The organism is Clostridia bacterium (genome assembly GCA_035628995.1).
Classification (GTDB): domain Bacteria; phylum Bacillota; class Clostridia; order Lutisporales; family Lutisporaceae; genus BRH-c25.
The window spans coordinates 1-17,882 of the sequence record DASPIR010000033.1 but is presented as its reverse complement, the minus strand read 5'-3'; the positions used below and the strand labels follow the sequence as shown (position 1 = coordinate 17,882).

Annotated in this window: 13 protein-coding genes; 11 read left to right on the top strand and 2 right to left on the bottom strand. The window is 35.1% G+C overall.

Annotated elements, in window-relative coordinates; genetic code table 11:
• Positions 1–93 precede the first annotated feature (93 nt).
• Positions 94–243 (top strand): hypothetical protein, encoded by a 150-nt coding sequence (locus VEB00_14360; GenBank protein HYF84199.1) that lies wholly within the window; start codon positions 94–96, stop codon positions 241–243.
• 133 nt (positions 244–376) lie between these two features.
• On the opposite strand, the gene VEB00_14355 is transcribed toward VEB00_14360, so the two are convergent.
• The gene (locus VEB00_14355; protein ID HYF84198.1) at positions 377–1,741 is read right to left on the bottom strand and encodes a sigma-54 dependent transcriptional regulator; all 1,365 of its coding nucleotides are present in this window, start codon (positions 1,739–1,741) and stop codon (positions 377–379) included.
• A 44-nt stretch (positions 1,742–1,785) separates the two neighbouring features.
• Positions 1,786–3,402 carry a D-aminoacylase gene (locus VEB00_14350; protein HYF84197.1) on the bottom strand — a complete coding sequence of 539 codons (1,617 nt, stop codon included), beginning with the start codon at positions 3,400–3,402 and terminating at the stop codon, positions 1,786–1,788.
• Between the two features lie 863 nt (positions 3,403–4,265).
• Here VEB00_14350 and VEB00_14345 point away from each other — a divergent pair.
• The 10 genes from VEB00_14345 to VEB00_14300 form a co-directional block, all read left to right on the top strand.
• On the top strand, positions 4,266–5,870 hold the full coding sequence (locus VEB00_14345; protein ID HYF84196.1) for an ABC transporter substrate-binding protein: 1,605 nt from the start codon (positions 4,266–4,268) through the stop codon (positions 5,868–5,870).
• A 184-nt stretch (positions 5,871–6,054) separates the two neighbouring features.
• Entirely contained in the window at positions 6,055–6,987 is a 933-nt protein-coding gene (locus VEB00_14340; GenBank protein HYF84195.1) for an ABC transporter permease, read from the top strand.
• 2 nt (positions 6,988–6,989) lie between these two features.
• Positions 6,990–7,823 carry an ABC transporter permease gene (locus VEB00_14335; protein HYF84194.1) on the top strand — a complete coding sequence of 278 codons (834 nt, stop codon included), beginning with the start codon at positions 6,990–6,992 and terminating at the stop codon, positions 7,821–7,823.
• Between the two features lie 11 nt (positions 7,824–7,834).
• A complete protein-coding gene (locus VEB00_14330; GenBank protein HYF84193.1) occupies positions 7,835–8,797 on the top strand; it encodes an ABC transporter ATP-binding protein in 963 nt (320 codons plus the stop codon).
• Positions 8,798–9,793: an ABC transporter ATP-binding protein gene (locus VEB00_14325; protein HYF84192.1), complete on the top strand. Its 996-nt coding sequence runs from the start codon at positions 8,798–8,800 to the stop codon at positions 9,791–9,793.
• Between the two features lie 57 nt (positions 9,794–9,850).
• Complete coding sequence (locus tag VEB00_14320; GenBank protein ID HYF84191.1) at positions 9,851–11,209, top strand: amidohydrolase family protein; 1,359 nt, start codon at positions 9,851–9,853, stop codon at positions 11,207–11,209.
• Positions 11,210–11,361: 152 nt separating this feature from the next.
• On the top strand, positions 11,362–12,315 hold the full coding sequence (locus VEB00_14315) for a dipeptidase (protein HYF84190.1): 954 nt from the start codon (positions 11,362–11,364) through the stop codon (positions 12,313–12,315).
• Positions 12,316–12,618: 303 nt separating this feature from the next.
• Complete coding sequence (locus VEB00_14310; GenBank protein HYF84189.1) at positions 12,619–13,710, top strand: hypothetical protein; 1,092 nt, start codon at positions 12,619–12,621, stop codon at positions 13,708–13,710.
• 131 nt (positions 13,711–13,841) lie between these two features.
• A complete protein-coding gene (gene nudC, locus VEB00_14305; protein HYF84188.1) occupies positions 13,842–14,660 on the top strand; it encodes an NAD(+) diphosphatase in 819 nt (272 codons plus the stop codon).
• A gap of 308 nt (positions 14,661–14,968) precedes the next feature.
• Positions 14,969–17,882: S-layer homology domain-containing protein (locus VEB00_14300; GenBank protein ID HYF84187.1), on the top strand; the 2,914-nt coding region annotated here is incomplete at its 3' end.

The following is a 17,882-nucleotide window of genomic DNA, read 5'->3' as shown; positions in this document are numbered from 1 at the left end:
AGGAAGACTCAAAAGTCTAATGTTTTGTGATGACATTAAAGCGAGGTTTTGCATATCATGTAGTAATTTGATTTTTATTTTGGAGGTATTAGCATGACTCAGAAGGGCAACGTCAAAAAGGTTTTTCCAGGAGGCAATACTAGCAAAGGGTTTCACTCATTCTATGACCAAATCATACTTGAGGACGTAACTAGTGATAAAAAAGGCGAATGGGGCACTTATAGATGGAATAGCGCCTCGTAGTTGACTTTCAAGTACAATTATATTGAGTAACTACCTACTTTACTTTTTCATATATACAACTATCTCCAAAGCATAAGCCCTGCATTTCTGCAGGGCTTGCTATTTTTACTTGTTCCTTGTTATTATTTCTTTCTCATAAAGAGATATTATATTCTTTGATTTTATTATATAAGGTTTGTCTTCTTATATCTAAAATCTCAGCGGCTTTGGATTTACTCCCATCTACTTTATTTAACGTATCGATTATGATCAGTTTTTCATATTCTTTTAACGTCATTTCTGTTCTTCCTCTGCCTTCTATAAAGTTTTTATTATTACTGATTTCTATTGGTAAATGCTTTTTTAGTAGTATTTCTTCATTTTTTTTTGCAATAACTACAGATCTTTCTATTACATTTTTTAATTCTCTTACATTCCCTTTCCAGGTATGATTTAACAATATAAGCATAGCTTCTATATCTAGAAGTTTAAGATTTTTTTCGTAGTCTCTAGAAAATTCATACAAGAAAGTTTTTGCCAAAGCGCCAATGTCTTCTTTTCTTTCTCTTAATGGGGGTATGTCTATTTTTACGACATTTAATCTATAATAAAGGTCTTCTCTGAAATTTCCTTTTTCCAGTTCTTTTGATAAATCTTTATTCGTAGCTGCAATGATTCTTACATCAACATTGATACTATTTGAAGACCCCACTCTTTCTAATTGTCTTTCTTGCAAAACTCTTAAGAATTTAACTTGCATGTCTAAAGATAATTCAGCCATCTCATCTAAAAATACCGTTCCACCTTCTGCTTGTTCAAATTTCCCTATTTTCCTATAGCTTGCACCAGTAAAAGATCCCTTTTCATGTCCGAAAAGTTCACTTTCAATGAGATTTTCAGGTATAGCTGCACAATTTATGACGATAAATCGCTTATCTTTTCGCATGCTTTTATTGTGAATCATTTTTGCAAAAACTTCTTTTCCTACGCCACTTTCTCCCATCAATAATACTGTGGCATTGCTCTGCGCTATTCTATCAATCATTGAAATGATTGCTTTCATTTTTTCACTTTCATATACTATGCCATCATATTGACAGCTCTCTTGAAACTTATTTCTTAAGCAATTATTCTCTTCAATTAATTCTTTTCTTTCTATTGCTTTCTCAATGGCAAAAAGTAACTCTTCCATCAAAAATGATTTGTCAAAATAATCGAAGGCTCCCGATTTCATTACTTTCACTACATTTTTTATATCTGAATTAGTAGCTATGAATATTATACCTATTGATGAATCAATATTTAAAGTCTCTTCTATTAACCCTATACCAGATATTTGACCCGTGTCAAAATCTGAAATAAGTACATGAACTGTATCGGTTTTTAAATAATGAATGGCTTGTTGTCCATTTTCTACTGTTTTAACTTTATATCCAGAAGATTGTAATGAGGTTTTTAAATTTCGCATTCTACAAATTTCATTATCTATGATTAATATTGTTCGATTCAATGTTTTCACCAATAAGATCTCCTCTTCATTGATAACTAAATAAATCACTAATATTATTTTCTTTTCAATATTTCTCCGGGTAACTCTCCTGTATGCTCCTCATTTTTTACAACGGGTATACCATTAACGATAACATCTATAATTCCTACTGGATATTGATGTGGTTTATCAAAAGTAGCTTCATCAATTATTTTTCCTTTGTCGAAAATTGCAATATCCGCTTTGTACCCAGCTGCCAAGAATCCCCTATCGCGTATGTTCATTTTCATAGCTGGTAATAATGTCATCTTATGAATAGCATCTTCTAAAGACATAATCTTTTTCTGTCTTACATACCTACCCAGTATTCTTGGATATGTCCCATAATACCTTGGATGTACTTTAATTTCTTTATAGTCACCATAAGGTGATACTGCTAACCCATCTGTGCAAAATATTGCCATTGACTGTTTCATTACTTCAATCAAATCCGTTTCAATCATTGCAGAAAAAATAATCTTAATTACACCACTTTCTTCGATGAGTAATTTAATCACAACTTCATGTGGTTTCAAATTCAAATATTCAGAGATTTGTTCAATATTCATTCCTTCAAACCGTTTATTTTCCGGCTTTTTCATTGATATGATTCTGATTCTATCCCAAGATGAGCCTAATATAGGGTTTCCCCAAGTACTTTTTGTATCTAGCATATCTTTTACTACTTTATCTTTGGTATCTTCTTTTTTTAAGGATTCTGCTATTTTTTCAGGGCTTAGCTCTCTAATCCACGTGGGAAGTACATCGCTCAAAACACTTTCATATGAAATGTATGGATAAACGTCATAATCAACATCTAATCCTGCCTGTTTTGCTTTATTTATTATGCTAATAACTTCTTTAATCTTCCCCCAGTTTTGCGGGTGGGCCGCCTTTAAATGGGATATTTGTAATTTAACACCGGATCTCTGGCCGATCTCAATAACCTCGTTAATTGATTTTACTAGATAATTCCCTTCATCCCTCATGTGTATCGCACATAGGCCATTATATTTTTTAATAATTGTAGCCATTTCTATCAATTCTTCCATTGTGGCAAGTGAATCAGGACTATTGTCTAGTCCTAAAGACAATCCATGAATTCCATTTGCTAACTCCTCCTCAAGAATAAATTTCATTTTTTCCATTTCATGAAATGAAGGCTTTCTTTTTTCAAAACCCATAACTGCAACTCTAATGGTTCCATATCCTACTAAAGATGCGATGTTAACAGATGTCCTTTTTTTCCCTAATATGTCAATGAACTCGGATTGGCTTTTCCAATTCCAGTAATTTGCTTCATTTTTATTCTGCACATAAGAGTTTGTATACTGTTTCAGATCCATTAGGTACCTCATATTAATAGGACCTAATGTATGACCTCCTTGACCTACAACCTCTGTTGTTATTCCTTGTCTAATTTTACTTTCTGCTTTGGGGTTTGTAAAAAAGGAAAAATCGGAATGGGAGTCTATATCAATAAAGCCAGGACATACTATATACCCATTTGCATCAATCACTTCTGTACTTAAATCTTCTATACCTGGAGATATTTTTTTTATATAGCCATTTTTAATTCCTATGTCGGCAATATAAGAACTTGCTCCAGAGCCATCCATAATTTCGCCGTTTTTAATAACTAAATCATACATAATTTTTCTCCTATCCTTTGAATTTGCATTTAAAATATTTCAACAGAATGAAGTACTTTCTACTATTTTGCTATATTCTACCACATGCATCTTATCCATGCAATTATCCAAAATAGTTATGCTTTTTGAAAGAAAAAAAGTGTATAATATTTGGACAATTATACGAATAACATAGGATTTTTGTGTCAATTAATTTTACATTTACTTTTGATGTTCTGTTTTTAAAAAGATTATTAATTTTCTTATGGGCTGAAATAAAAGAAAATTCAAATAACTTCTATTTGAATACAATCAATGCTTTCCCGCAGATATTTATCCGCATATTTCTTGACTATATACTAACTGGTCTTTATTGGCTTGGTTTTTGCAAAGTACATTGGATAGGGAGTTATTTCAACAATAAAATCCATTCAAGGAGGCGGAATCACTGGCAGACTATAAGTATGCCAATTATGTTGTACCCTAGGTTCAGGATGAAATGAAGCTTTTCACTTTGAAAATTCTATAATTTAACGGATACTACAGATACCAACTAACATATTTCATTATAAATTTGTACTCCAAATGTTTCGATTTAAACAAATTCTTTGACATTCTTTGCAATTAATTTTAAAGTTTGTTGTATGACTATATCTTGTTAAAACTAACAGTGCATTATATTACTTCAATAAAAAGTCTATTGGAAAATTTATTTTAAAGGAGGTATTGGTTTATAAGAACAAAAAATACCGACATATGGAATATACGAAACCAATTTTAGAAGGGGGAATCTTAACTTAACAAAGAAGTAAAATGGAATCTTGACTTCATAATGTGATTATCAAAAAAACAGAAAATAATTTAGTTAGAAATGAGGAGAGAAGATGAAAAGAACTAAAAGGTTTATAAGTATATTAGCTTTGGCGATTGCGTTACTTCTTATATTTGCAGGGTGCGGTCAAAAGGAAATTTCTAAGGAAGTCTCCAGCGTAGGAGAAGATAAATACTCAAGGGATCTTGTTGTTGCAGTATCAGATGAAATAGAGGGAACAGATACACAAACTATATCTAAAAGTAACTTAGCACATGTTTTATTATATGGGTTGCTGCTTGATGTCACTATAGATGGTAAATCATATGTGTCGGACGTAGTTGAATCCTACAACGTTTCAGACGATGGATTGACTTGGACATTCAAACTTCCTGAAGGAGCAAAGTTTTCAAACGGCGATCCGTTAAATGCAGAGGCCATAAAAGCTTCTTATGAAAGGAATGTAGAAACTGGAGCATATGCTTCTGACTATGTAAATATTAAAGAATATAATGTAGTAGATGATAGGACTATTGTTTTTAAGCTTAGCCAGCCTGACCCCGTTTTGTTTACTGTAATATCATCAATTCAATCAGGTATTGTAGATGCTAAAGTAGCAAAAGAAATTGGTAATGATGCGTTTAAAACAAAGGCAGTTACTTACGGACCAGCGTATGTTGAAGAGTGGGTACAAGGATCCCATATAACACTAAAGCCAAACCCGACATATTTAAACTTTAGCCCAGAAACCAAAAACAGAGGGCCTTTGCAGTTTGATAAAATTACAGTAAGGTTTATTCCTGACACGTTTACTCTTGTTAGTGAATTAGAGCAAGGCAAGGTAGATATTATTGACTTCGTACCTTTAGAAAACATTGAATCCTTAAAAGCAAACCCCGATATTAAGCTTTATGAAGCTATGCAGCCAGGTGGATCTTTGATATATATGAATACTAAAGATCCAATACTGAGTGATATTAAAGTAAGACAAGCTATAACACTTGGTATTGATAGAGATGAAATAGCATTAGCCCTGGATAACTTTGTTACTCCCAGCTACACATACATGTCACCCTCAGTAACCAGTTATAGTCCAGAAAAAGAAAAAGAAATGATAACTAAATGGGGCACTAATAAAGAAAAAGCGAAAGCACTTTTAGAAGAAACAGGATGGGTTGATAAAAATGCAGATGGTATTAGAGAAAAAGATGGAAAGAAAATGACAATAGAATTATTGACTGCAATGGATGTTTTTGCTATAAAATCAGCTGCCCCTGTTATCCAAAAGCAGTTAAAAGAAATAGGGATTGATTTACAAATAAGAGAACTTGAACATTCATATGTAAAGGATAATACAAAAGAAGGTAAGTTCCAATTATCAACAAGATCAGTTCAGTGGGCAGACCCAATGCATGTATTTAGCTTTACTACTGATTCGAAATATTACGCCAACGCAGACTTAGATAAGTTGATTAATGACGCAATGTATATTCCGAATTTGGATGAAAGAAAGAAAAAGTTCGAAGAAGTAACAGATATGATGTATGATCAGATGCCTGCGATTAGCTTATTCTATGAAAAGTGGTATAAGGCTAGCAGAGCTAATATTGAAGGTTTTTATGTAGATGCTCAAGGAAATGCCAGATTCATGGACGTAAAAAAGCTTATCACTAAATAAGGGTTGATTAATGGGGTTATAATCCTTGTAAATTTCGGGGTTACAGGTAATTTATGATGTAATAGTGAATATAAGACAGTGAGTAGTTATAATGGAATGTATTATTAAATTAAAAATATAATAATACATTCCAATGTACGTTAATCAGCAGTATATTAAATAATGAGATGGGGGAGGTAGGTTTATGCTTGAATATGTGATAAAGAGATTACTACTAGGTGTTCTTATATTGCTGTCATTAAGCATGTTATTGTTTGCAATAATGCATAGCATGCCAGGAGACCCAATTCAGCTAATAGCAGGTGATAGAACGGATCCGCAAAAGATTATAGAATTAAGAACAAAATTCGGGTTGGATAAGCCATTATACATACAATATTTTAAGTGGCTCATAAATGCTTTAAAGGGAGATTTCGGTCTATCAATTCTAGCCAGCCAGCCAGTTAGCGAATTAATAATGAGTAGATTTAAATATACTATGATGTTGTCAGGAGTTTCTGTTCTTTTGCAATACTTGCTGGCTATACCAATAGCATTATTTGCAGCATTTAAAAAGGATTCATTTTTTGATAAGGTTACAGTCTATTCAACAATAATACTTTGGTCAACACCACAGTTTTGGCTTGGGATACTATTAATACTACTGTTCGCTATTAAAATCCCAATATTCCCGATATCCGGTTATAGTGGATTTCTTTCATTAGTTTTACCAGTTGCAACAATTACATTAACAAATATGGCATCTGGAATTAGAGTAACAAGATCAGAAATAGTTGATATTTTAAATGAGAAGTATGTTATTACAGCCTATGCTAAAGGGTTAAATGAAAAGACTATTTTAATAAAGCACGTATTAAGAAATGCGCTTATACCTACAACAGTAATGTTTTTTTTATCAATTCCATGGATCATTGGTGGATCGGTAATTGTAGAAAGAATATTTGCTTGGCCTGGAATGGGTTATTTACTTTGGACATCAATAACAAAACAAGACTACCCAGTAGTTCAGGGAATCGTTATGATTATTGCTTTACTGACAGTAATATCAAATACTATAGGAGATGTAATTGTAGCTTATCTTGATCCCAGAGTGAGAAAAGACATGGAAGGAGTATAACAATGAAAAAAAGTAGGATGAAAAAAGTCTTTAGCAACAAATATTTTGTTGTCGGATTACTAATTTCTTTAAGTATAATCATTTGTGCGATATTTGCTGATGTTATAGCCCTTCATCCCTATGATGAAATAAACCTAATTAATAAGCTGCAAAAACCCAGTATGACTTATTATTTTGGTACTGATATGTACGGACGTTGCGTTTTTAGCAGAGTAATTTATGGTACAAGGATAGTGTTGCAAGTAGGATTTATCGTTACCGCAATACAATTATTGATTGGTGTAACATTAGGATTATTATCGGGATATTATGGCGGCAGCGTAAGAAGGATAATATCATTTATAACCGATATAACATGGTCAATGCCTTCTATTGTAATGTCATTAGCTATTGTAACTATATTAGGTCCTAGCTTAACAAATGTAGTAATTGCCATCGCACTTGTTGGTTGGGCACAATATACAAAAATAATAAGTGCAAAAGCACAAACACTTAAAAATTTGCCATTTATTGACGCAGCAAGAGTGCTAGGAGAATCAGATTTTAATATAATTACAAAATATATTTTACCAAACACAATAAACCAAATAATAATACTCGTGACATTAACATTACCAACTGCAGTGCTATCAACATCATCATTAGGCTTTTTAGGGTTAGGGGCCCAACCTCCAGCTCCAGATTGGGGAGTAATTTTAGCCGAGGGAATAAAATTCTTAAGGCCGGCACCTTGGATATCAATAGCACCAGGACTTTCTCTTTTATTTGTCGTGTTGGGATTTAACATACTAGGTGAAGGGCTTAAAGAGATACTAGACCCTAAATATGGAAGCTAAGGAGGAATAAAATGAATACACTACTAGATGTAAAAAAACTATCAATAGATTTTAAAACAAGCAATGGAATTGTTAAAGCAGTGGAAGATGTGAATTTCAAAATAAACGAGAAAGAAATATTTGCTTTAGTTGGAGAATCAGGGTGTGGAAAAAGTACCATTGCTTTCTCGCTGATGAGATTATTAGCTAAAAATGGAATGATTGCAGATGGTAATATTTATTTTAAAGGCAAAGATGTACTAAAATTGACTGAAAAAGAGATGTTTTCCTTCAGAGGAAAAGAAATTGGCATGATATTTCAAAATCCATTAGATTCCTTGAACCCAGTTATGACAGTAGGAGGACAAGTATTAGAATCTTTATTATTAGACAATATTACCAGGGAAAAGGCATGGCAAAAAGTAATAGAAGTATTTGAAGATGTCAGAATACCTGATTCAAAAGAAAGGATAAAAAGCTATCCGTTTGAACTAAGTGGCGGCATGAGACAAAGAGCTATGATTAGTATGATGATATCAAGAAAGCCACTATTATTAATTGCAGATGAACCAACAACAGCTCTTGATGTTACAATACAGGCTCAAATACTTAAAGTAATAAAGAGGTTAAAAGATGAGTTTAATACGTCAGTACTATTAATAACTCATGATTTTGGTGTAGTGGCCGAAACAGCAGATAGAATAGGAGTTATGTATGCTGGTAATCTCGTGGAAATGGGTGAAGTGTTTGAGGTATTTGAAAATCCATTACATCCATATACGAAATTACTGATGCAGGCTTTGCCAACAATAAGCAAAAAAGAAGGCAGATTGGTAACCATCCCAGGAATGGTGCCAAATCTTATAAATCCACCTGACGGTTGTAGGTTTTCAAATAGATGTCCACAAAAAAAAGATATTTGTACAAAAATTAAACCTGATTTTAAAGAATATCCTCAAGAACATTATTGTTCATGTCACTTGGAGGTACAGTAAATGATACAAAATATAATTGAAATAAAAAATATGAAAAAGTACTTTAGTATAAAAAAAGGGCTGGTTAGGAAAAGCATTCAACATATAAAGGCTGTTGATGATGTAAGTTTTAATATTAGAGAAAAAGAAACGGTAGGACTAGTTGGTGAATCCGGAAGCGGTAAGAGTACATTAGCAAGAGTAATACTTAAACTTTCAGATGCTGTAGAGAATAGTGTATTATTCGAAGGTAAGGATATTACAAAATTAAAAGGCAATGATTTAAAATATTTTAAAAAAAATACAAATATGGTATTTCAAGATCCTGCATCAAGTCTTAATCCAAGAAAAACAATTAGACAAATATTAAAAAGATCATTGGAAGTTCATAAATATCCAAAGGATAATATGGATGAATTTATAAATGAAATGCTTTACAAAGTAGAACTAGGATTAGATTTTGGGGATAGATACCCTAATCAATTAAGCGGGGGGCAACAACAAAGAGTTGCCATTGCAAGAGCAATCATATTAAAACCTAAATTTATTATACTGGATGAACCTACATCTGCCCTTGATATCTCAGTTCAAGCACAAATATTAAATTTGCTATTAGATTTACAAGAAAAGGAAAATTTGACGTATCTTTTCATTACGCATAATTTAAATGTAGTAAGATATATTAGCGATCGCATAGGAGTAATGTATTTAGGAAAATTAGTTGAAATCGGACCTACCGAAGAAGTGTACAATAGGCCTAAACACCCTTATACTCAAGGATTGATGGATTCATCACCAACAATTTCACGCAGTTTCAGAAACAGGAAAAAATTTGAATTGAATGGCGAAATTGAGAGTATGATAAATCCACCAAATGGTTGCAGGCTAAGCAGAAGGTGTCCATTTGCAAAAGAAATATGCAAATCAGAAAATCCGAAAATGATAGAAGTAGCAAAGGACCATTTGGTTGCATGTCATTTTGTAAATGAAATTGACTTAAGTATATATAGAACATGATTCTCATCATGATGATAGGTTATATAAAGTAAATGTATGATTAAAGGAGACTCAATTATGCATGATTTAAAGATAACCAATGCAAAAATCCCGGATTTTAGCAGTAATTCATTTTATTTATCAGATATTGTAATTAATAAAGGGAAGATTGAGAAGATTGGAACTACAAATGAATATTGTAAGATGGAAATTGATGCAGAAGGTAATATTGCATCCCCTGGTTTTATAGATATACATATGCATGAAGAAGAACTAGATATGAGACTAGATGACCCTTATTGCACTTCATATTACGCACTTTTAATGGGAGTTACAACAAACGTTGGAGGTAACTGTGGAAGCAACAGACAAAGTTTAGCTTGCTTTAGTGACTATATTAATAAAAATGGTGCACCTACTAATTACATGATTTTTCTTGGACACAATTCTCTCAGAAGTATGGTAGGAATAAATGATAGATACAGATGTGCAAATAAATCTGAAATTAATAAAATGAAAGAAATAATTAGAGAAAACAAAAAGTACAATTATATTGGTTTGTCCTTTGGCATAGAATATTCACCAGGAACAAGCTTTGATGAAATGATAGGGATCATTTCTGCCCTTGAAGAAGATAAATACTTATTGGCAGCACATTATAGAGAAGATGGAGAAAATAGCATTGAAGCTATTAAGGAATTGATAGAGTTATCAAAAACTTCTAAACTGCCAATGCAGATATCGCATATCGGCAGCTGCTGCGCATTCGGGTATATGGCAGAAGCTCTTGAGGTTATTGAAAACGCGATAGAGCATAGCATTGATGTTATGGCTGATTGCTATCCATATTCTGCCTTTGCAACTGCTATTGGATCTGCAGTGTTTGATGAAGGCTGCTTTGAAAGATGGAATAAAACTTACAGTGATATACTGTTGTTGGAAAACCCATATAGAAATGCGAGATGTAGCGAAGAACTATTTTATAAAGTGAGAAAACAATACCCTGAGATGTGGGCAGCTGCTTTTGTTATGAATGAAAAAGAGATAGTAGACCCCATAAAATCCCCATATGTACTCATTGGCAGCGATTCTTCATTTAGAAAGGATATGGGACATCCCAGAGGTGCTGGATGCTATCCCAGAGTACTTTCGTATTATGTAAAAGAGCATAAAGAATTGACACTGATAGACGCTTTGCGCAAAATGACCATTGGTCCCGCAAAAAGATTAAAGTTAAAAAATAAGGGGGATATATTTGAAGGAGCCGATGCAGATATAGTGATTTTTGATAAGGATACTATAAAAGATAAAGCTAGTTTTGAAAATCCAACTCTACCCCCCGTAGGCATTGAATATGTTATCCTTAATGGTGAAATTGCAGTAAATAATAATAAGATTATAAGTAAAAGGCTTGGTAAATATATAAAAAATTGTTAAGTTATACTTAAAATATAGTGAAATCAATGGAGTTATTGAAGGACTCCTAAAAATGTTCTTATGCGAAAATATTATAAAATCAAAGATTACCCTACCTACTTTATTTTTTTGCACTAGAACCAGAAAAATTATTATAGAAAAGGTGGAATATTATGAATTATATTAAAATACATGATAATGCAATTGTTGTTGATGCTCATAGTGATATCCCTTCGGATCTTTTGTATTCCAGAAAAAATGGAGAACATAGTAGTGATTTGACCAAAAAACATCTTCCTGTCCTGCAGGCTGGTGGGGTTAATGTTATTTTTGTGGAAATTTATGCTAGATTGCATCCAGAAGGTTCATTGAAACAGGCTTTGTTAGAAGTTGGTGATTTATATGAAGAAATAAGAGAAAATGAAAATTTAAAATTAATATGTACAAAAAACGATTTTAAAAAGATATCATCAGATAAGTCACTGAATATGGTACTTTCTATGGAAGGATTTGAACCTCTTGGATGTGATCTAACATTATTAAATGTGTTTTATAAACTTGGACTCAGGAGTGCATCTCTTACATGGAATAATCGTAATTATTTTGCATCTGGAGTTAACGAAGTAGGGGGACTTAGTAAATTAGGAATAAAAGCAGTGGAAAAGATGGAAGAGCTCGGAATATTAGTAGATGTTTCACATATTAATGATGAAGGTTTTTGGGATATTATAAGTATTGCTACTAAACCGATTATAGCATCACATTCTAATTCGAGGGATTTATATAAATGTGATAGAAATCTCACAGATGAGCAAATAAAAGCTATTGCGAAAACAGGCGGAGTTATTGGGTTGAACTGCTATTTTACCGAAGATGACAAAAAAATGTCGCTTGAAAGTTATATGAAGCACTTAGAGTATATGATAAAAATTGCAGGAGAGGATCATGTTGGACTTGGTCTAGATTTTAATGGCTATCTTGGAGATATTAATGTTCCCGGTATTGAAGACGCAAGTAAAATTCCTTCAATTACAGATGAACTTTGTAAAAGGGGATATAAAGAAGAGACTATCTATAAAATACTTGGCGGAAATTTTCTGAGAGTTTTAAATACAGTACTAAATTAAATTATGCTTAAATAATGAATTATAATACTATACAGCATTAGCTTTCCGGTAAAATATCGGAAAGCTTTTATTTCTCCATTTATCTACAAAATAGTTGGCTAACAATATAAAATTGAAACATGAGATACGATTATATTTGCTTTAATAATGTTGTGGTGATTTTGTAAAGTGATAGTAGAAAAATAAAGTTTCACAAACCTGAAGGATTAATGCCTACTGGTTTTTATATATTAATGAGTATGGCATTAAAGCGGGGTTTTGCATATCATGTAGTAATTTGATTTTTATTTTGGAGGTATTAGCATGACTCAGAAGGGCAACGTCAAAAAGGTTTTTCCAGGAGGCAATACTAGCAAAGGGTTCCACTCATTCTATGACCAAATCATACCTGAGGACGCAGAAAGGATATTTGTTCTTAAAGGTGGGCCTGGGGTAGGAAAGTCAAGCTTCATGAGGACTATAGGAGAGGAGTTTGTAAACCAGGGGTATGATATTGAACTCCATTACTGCTCCTCAGACAACAGATCATTGGACGGACTGGTGATAAAAAAGGCAAATGTGGCTCTTATAGATGGAACAGCGCCTCATGTAGTTGACCCCAAAAATCCCGGTGCAGTTGATGAGATACTGAATCTTGGAGAGTATTGGAGCGAATCAGGGCTTGTAAAGGATAAATATGACATCATCAATTACAATAAGCAGGTAAGAATGAGGTTTTTCAGTGCATACAGGTATTTGATGTCTGCAAAGGAAATGCAGGATGATATTGAAGTTATCATCGGTGAGGGAGTTGTCGGGGAAAAGCTGAATAAGCTTAAGATATCACTTAGAAATGAGCTGGTTGATGGCGTCGATACAGTCGATAAGAATGCCGGCACGAGACACCTTTTTGACAGCGCAATAACTCCTGATGGTTTGGTGGATTACATCGATACCATCATCTTAGGCAACTATATATGCTACTATCTGAAGGCCGGGGTTGGCACAATTTCCACAGAGATATTATCTTATCTCGCAAAGGAATATAATATGAAGGGCTATGCTGCTGAACTGTATCATCAGCCATTAAATCCCGATAGACTGCAGACTTTGGTGATTGAAGGCTTGAAGATAGCAGTAACTGTAAATCCTAAGATGGAGTCCAGGGCATATAAGATAATAGACCTTGATACTGTCATTGATGCAAGTAAGTATGGGGATAAGGCAGAGCTCCTTGTAAAGGATAGGGAAGTATACGGCAAGATGATGGAGGAAGGGGTCAAGAGGATAAAGCTGGCGAAGCTGCTCCATGACGATATGGAGAAAAGCTATGTGGGCAGTATGGATTTTGCTGCAGTTACTGAGCTTAGAAGCAAGACAATTGAGAGGATAAAGGTTCTGTTGAAAAACAAATAGAGCATTTGAATATAGGACCTCCGATGTAATAATTCGGAGGTCTTATGCATCTGGCGCCTAAACCTTCTTTATTGTATAATATATGAAGCAATAATATTTGCAATCATATATAGAAAGCTAAGGTGCTAATTATGAGTTTTATGCTTGGAAGCATTCCTACTGAAAGGGAAGACAAAATATCATTTCAATTTCTTTTTCAGCAAAGCAATCTGCTTGTGAAAAAGCTGGAGAAGGTATATACAATACCTACAGCTGATGATTTATCATATTTGGAATATAAGAATGTGAACAAACTATATATTGGGAGCTTAGATGACCATTCCTGTTATACAGCGAGGTATCCGGAGGGTATGGTACTGCCTGATGGACTGGAATTCTTGGGACTTAGGCAGCTCCATGAACAAATCGATAATAGCATGCTGCAGGCGGCATTTCGTGCTGTTCAGATAGTAGCGTGGGACGAGACACATAGATTCTGCGGCGCATGCGGTGAAGCTACAATAAAGAAGGCTGATGAGCATGCAAAGGTATGCCCGAAATGTGGACATATTTCCTATCCTCGTTTATCCCCTGCGGTTATCGTAGCTGTTACAAAAGGTGATAGGCTGCTTCTTGCAAGAAATAAGAACTTTGTCTCGGGACTTTACAGCGTACTGGCAGGCTTTGTTGAAGCCGGAGAAACTTTGGAGGAGTGTGTAAAGCGAGAAATAAGAGAAGAGGCAGGCATAGAGGTAAAAAATATAAAATATTTTGGCAGCCAGTCTTGGCCCTTTCCTAATTCATATATGCTTGGATTTACAGCGGAGCATGAAAGCGGCGAGATACAGATAGGTGAAGATGAAATTGTAGATGCAAGATGGTTCAGTGCGGATGAAATTCCGAATATTCCTGGAAAGCTTAGCATCTCAAGAAAATTGATAGATTGGTTTTTAGAAAAGTATCAGAAATAAGTATGAAGTCCCATGACATTTATATAAACGAGCTGGCTATAAAGTATTATTGCCAGCTCATTTTTTCGTTGTAAATTCCCAAAAACAAACAATTAAACTAAGGTTTTAACAATAGTTTTTTATAAATAGTTGCTTATATTATGTCGATAGGAAGAATGGATGGAAAAAATGGAGGAATTTGGTGCACTATGTCGAAATAATTCATTATTGATGTAAGAATTGATATTAGTTGATTAATAGTATGTTTGAAATGGAGGGATACATTTATTTTTAAATTAATTATAAATCACTATAACAAGGAGGGGATTATGTACATGAGAAGGAGTTTTACAAGAATCATTAGCTTAGTAATATGTTTTATTCTTATTTTACCAATGTCAGCTTTCGCTCAGCCAACCATCGATGACTACAGTAATCATTGGGCAGGGAAGCAAATTAAGGGTTTTTTGGAGAAGGGGTTTGTCAGCGTTAATAAGGATGGAAGCTTTAAGCCTAATAATCCAATTACAAGAGCAGAGTTTGCGGCAGTTGCAAACAAGGTTTTTGGATTGACCTTAGTGGATAAGGTCAACTTCAAGGATGTGAAGCCGAAGGATTCTTTTTATAAGGATATGTCAATTGCAAGAAAGGCGGGCTATTTTTCGCCTCTCCCTGGAGGTTATATTCAGCCGAACACTAATATGAGCCGTCAGGAATTTGCGGTTGTACTTGCTAGATTATTAAAAATCGATATAAAAAAAGCAATACCTAATAAAGTGATTTTTAAAGATAATGATAAAATAGCGGTTTGGAGCCGAAATTCAATAGATGCAATAGTGCAGCGCGGATATATGAGCGGCAATACAGACGGAACCTTTAATCCAGCAGGACTAATCACAAGAGCGCAAGCAGTAGCGGTGCTTGAAATCTGCCTGGAGGATAACATTATTACAGCGTATGGGAATGTGAAGGTAGCTTATAAAAAGGCAGGTACATATGTTGCAAAAATCATAAATGGCAATGTGGCCATTGAAGTCCCGAATGTTACTCTTGAGAATACAATAATTAATGGTAACCTAATAATCGGCGAGGCAGTGGGAAATGGAAATGTAAAGCTGAAAAATGTCACCGTCACAGGGAATACCGTTATCAGAGGCGGAGGCCTGAACACAGTAGTTATAGAAAACTCAAGGTTTGCAAGAATCGTAGTTTTTAAAGCAGATAACCAGGTAAGAGTGCTTTCCACAGGAACTACAGTTGTTGACAAAGTGGACATGCTATCTGGAGGAAAACTTGAGGAGCAGGGTACGGCAGGTAATGGCTTTGGGTTAGTTACAGTAGCTGAAAGAGTTAATCCCAATGTGTCTGTATCCTTAAAGGGCAATTTTGAATCAGTTCAAGTTCAAGCAGATAAGGTAAAGCTTGATATTAGTACTGGCAGTGTAGGGAAGATCGATGTGGCAAGCTCTGCAGCTAATTCAAGCATCAATATAGCAACAGCAGTCAAGGTAGGAAACCTTGCTGCAGCGGCTCCTATAACGATATCCGGAGCAGGGAAAATAGATACTGCAACAGTAAGTGCAGGAAGCACAACCTTTTCTGTAACCGGAAATTCCCAAATCGGCAGGCTGAATGTGACAGGGGAAAATGCTCAAGTCAGTCTGGGAGCCGGTGTTAAAGTGGCACAACTAGTGGTGGAAGCAAAGGCTGTTATAACTGGGGCAGGTACAGTAGGGACGGCTGAAATAAAAGCGGTGAATGTAGTCCTAGGGGTACCCAGCACAACTGTTACAACCTCTGCGGGTATAACTGCAACAGATACCGGTACGACAATAACTACAGCACTCACAGCTCCAGTGCCAATACCAGCACCGACTCCGGCACCAACGCCAGTACCGACACCAGCACCGACTACTGCACCTAAAAGTGGTGGCGGAAGTTCAGGCGGCGGCGGTGGCGGTGGCGGTGGTGGCGGCGGAGGATCGAGTACACCAAGAGTCACAATAAGTACAATCACTAATACGACACTGACAACAGGCGGAACAACAACCATGACAGCAACAACAACACCTGCAGATGCAGCTTTAGCAGCTACTTCTAATAATACGGCAGTTGCAGCGGTGAGTGTTACTACTGGGCATACGATCAATATAACAGCAGGTAGTACGCCTGGTACAGCAACTATAGCTGTAACGGCCACAAAATCTGGATATAACAATGGGACAACAAGCTTTACAGTGACAGTAAAAGTTCCCATAAGTGCTATTAACGCAATAAGTGGAACACCAAAAGTTGGTGTTGAATTAACAGCAGGAACACTTATACCAGCAGATGCAACGGTAACTTATCAGTGGAAAAAATGTGACACAATAGATGGTACGTATACAAACATTGTTGGAGCAACAGCAAACAAATACACACCAGTAGCAAGCGATGCAGGCAAGTACATTAAAGTGATAGCAACTGGTATAGGCAACTACACTGGAACAGTAACAAGTGTGGCGACTGCGGCGGTAGCAGCAGCAACAATATCAACAGCAGCAATCACTGGAGTAACAGCACCGGCAACAGGTGCAACCCCTGTAACAACGATAACAGAAACAACGCAATACACAGGAACAGTAGCATGGAACGGAAGTCCAGCAGCATTTGCTGGAAATACAGTATATACAGCAACAATTACAATTACACCAAAAGCAGGTTATACATTAACAGGTGTGGCTGAGAACTTCTTTACAGTGGCTGGAGCAGCAGCAACGAATACCGCTGGTTCAGGAGCTGTAACAGCAATATTCCCAGCTACAGCAGCAGCTCTAAAAGAGATCACAGGCTTTACATCTTTAACAGATGTAACTTTATCTGCTGATGAGAACCTGGTAGACTTAGCAGCATTAAAAGGAGCTTCAAAACTTCCTACCACAGTAACAGTAACAGACGGAACAACTCCTACTGTTGCAACTATTACTGATTGGACAGGAACATTTGACGGAATAGCAACAGGAGCAAAAACATTAACAGCAGTATGGACGGTGCCAGCAGGTTATGCTGATGTAACAGCCCCAATTAGTGTAGAACTAACAGTTAATGTAAATGTAGCGCAAACAGAAGACTCAACAGCACAAGACAATGCAGATATTGCAACAGCAAAAACTAATATTGAAGCTGCAACTTACACTGCAACACAGGTGGAGGCAGCAGATGCAGTTACGGCTTTGACAAAAGCACAAACATTAGTAAATGCTT